The sequence below is a fragment of the Fructobacillus sp. ChS1-6f1-1-27 genome (assembly GCF_059579415.1).
In genome coordinates, this window is the sequence record NZ_JCAOER010000023.1 from 1 (window position 1) to 2,500 (window position 2,500).

At 48.1% G+C, this 2,500-nt stretch carries 1 tRNA gene and 2 rRNA genes (1 of these 3 cut by a window edge); all 3 read left to right on the top strand.

The window, feature by feature from the left end:
* Nucleotides 1–208 precede the first annotated feature (208 nt).
* Nucleotides 209–1,758: ribosomal RNA gene (locus tag AC5162_RS06375) — 16S ribosomal RNA — on the top strand.
* 84 nt (nucleotides 1,759–1,842) lie between these two features.
* A tRNA-Ala gene (locus AC5162_RS06380) sits at nucleotides 1,843–1,915 on the top strand.
* Between the two features lie 200 nt (nucleotides 1,916–2,115).
* A 23S ribosomal RNA gene (locus AC5162_RS06385) occupies nucleotides 2,116–2,500 on the top strand (it continues 2,519 nt past the right edge of the window).
* The 16S and 23S rRNA genes sit together here with 1 tRNA gene alongside, the layout of an rRNA operon.

The window sequence follows — 2,500 nt, forward strand, 5'->3', positions numbered from 1 at the left end:
ATGAGCTTGCTAAACTAAATGAGTTGCCTTAAAGGCGTAGCACATTGAAAACTGAACAAAACTTTGAACAAACAAATCTGTAACGGTGATGGTCTTGACCGATCATCACAACAAATTTGCGAAGTCAATTCGTAACAAACAATAAACGGATAGGCGTTATCGAGCGATAACAACTAGTCAGTTTAATCGAAGAGCAATCTTCAAACTTGAACATGAGAGTTTGATCCTGGCTCAGGATGAACGCTGGCGGCGTGCCTAATACATGCAAGTCGAACGCGCAGCGAAGAGTGCTTGCACTCTTCAAGCGAGTGGCGAACGGGTGAGTAACACGTGAATAACCTACCGAGAAGCAGGGGATAACATTTGGAAACAGATGCTAATACCGTATAAAACTTCGATTCGCATGAATCGAAGTTAAAAGGTCCGTTTGGACCACTTTTTGATGGATTCGCGGTGCATTAGTTAGTTGGTGAGGTAAAGGCTCACCAAGACAATGATGCATAGCCGAGTTGAGAGACTGACCGGCCACATTGGGACTGAGACACGGCCCAAACTCCTACGGGAGGCTGCAGTAGGGAATCTTCCACAATGGACGCAAGTCTGATGGAGCAACGCCGCGTGTGTGATGAAGGCTTTCGGGTCGTAAAGCACTGTTGTATGGGAAGAACGGGTTTAGTAGGAAATGACTAGACATTGACGGTACCATACCAGAAAGGGACGGCTAAATACGTGCCAGCAGCCGCGGTAATACGTATGTCCCGAGCGTTATCCGGATTTATTGGGCGTAAAGCGAGCGCAGACGGTTTGATAAGTCTGAAGTGAAAGCCCACAGCTTAACTGTGGAAGGGCTTTGGAAACTGTCAAACTTGAGTGCAGTAGAGGTAAGTGGAACTCCATGTGTAGCGGTGGAATGCGTAGATATATGGAAGAACACCAGTGGCGAAGGCGGCTTACTGGACTGTAACTGACGTTGAGGCTCGAAAGTGTGGGTAGCAAACAGGATTAGATACCCTGGTAGTCCACACCGTAAACGATGGATACTAGGTGTTAGGAGGTTTCCGCCTCTTAGTGCCGAAGCAAACGCATTAAGTATCCCGCCTGGGGAGTACGACCGCAAGGTTGAAACTCAAAGGAATTGACGGGGACCCGCACAAGCGGTGGAGCATGTGGTTTAATTCGAAGCAACGCGAAGAACCTTACCAGGTCTTGACATCCTTTGAAGGTACAAGAGATTGTGCTGTTTTCTTCGGAAACAAAGTGACAGGTGGTGCATGGCCGTCGTCAGCTCGTGTCGTGAGATGTTGGGTTAAGTCCCGCAACGAGCGCAACCCTTATGTTTAGTTGCCAGCATTTAGTTGGGCACTCTAGACAGACTGCCGGTGACAAACCGGAGGAAGGCGGGGACGACGTCAGGTCATCATGCCCCTTATGACCTGGGCTACACACGTGCTACAATGGCGTATACAACGAGCAGCGAACTCGCGAGGGTAAGCGAATCTCTTAAAGTACGTCTCAGTTCGGATTGTAGTCTGCAACTCGACTACATGAAGTCGGAATCGCTAGTAATCGCGGATCAGCATGCCGCGGTGAATACGTTCCCGGGTCTTGTACACACCGCCCGTCACACCATGGGAGTTAGTAATGCCCAAAGCCGGTGGCCCAACCTTATGGAGGGAGCCGTCTAAGGCAGGACTGATGACTGGGGTGAAGTCGTAACAAGGTAGCCGTAGGAGAACCTGCGGCTGGATCACCTCCTTTCTAAGGAAAAACGGAGCGTTACAGGTTGTTTAAAGTTTTGTTTAGTTTTGAGTGTGGATACACCAAAACAAGGATCCAGCGTATGGGGGATTAGCTCAGCTGGGAGAGCACCTGCTTTGCAAGCAGGGGGTCAGCGGTTCGATCCCGCTATTCTCCATGTCAGGCCAGAAGAAAGCCTTTTGGCCTGAAAGCTAGTACATTGAAAACTGAATAATCAAGAAATTCTTTTATAAGAAATGAATCGAGAGATTCAACTAAATAAACCGAGAAACAACACAAGTTCTTTAAAAAGAACGGTTTAATCGCAGGATTGAAAAAGATCCAACTCATATAACTGATCCAACTTTTAGAAGTTGTGGTTAAGTGAATAAGGGCGCGTGGTGGATGCCTTGGCACTAGGAGCCGATGAAGGACGTGACTAACTACGATAAGCTTTGGGGAGCGGTAAGTACGCAATGAGCCAGAGATTTCCGAATGGGGGAACCCAGCATATAGAAATGCTATTTCAACCTGAATCCATAGGGATTGAAAAGGAAGACGCTGTGAACTGAAACATCTCATTAGCAGCAGGAGCAGAAAGAAAAATCGATTCCCTGAGTAGCGGCGAGCGAAACGGGAAGAGCCCAAACCAGCGTGCTTGCATGCTGGGGTAGTAGGACTGTCGTTGAGTTACCAAGAGATTTGTTAGGTGAAAACGTTGGGAAGCGTTGTCAAAGAGGGTGATAACCCCGTAACCGAAAGC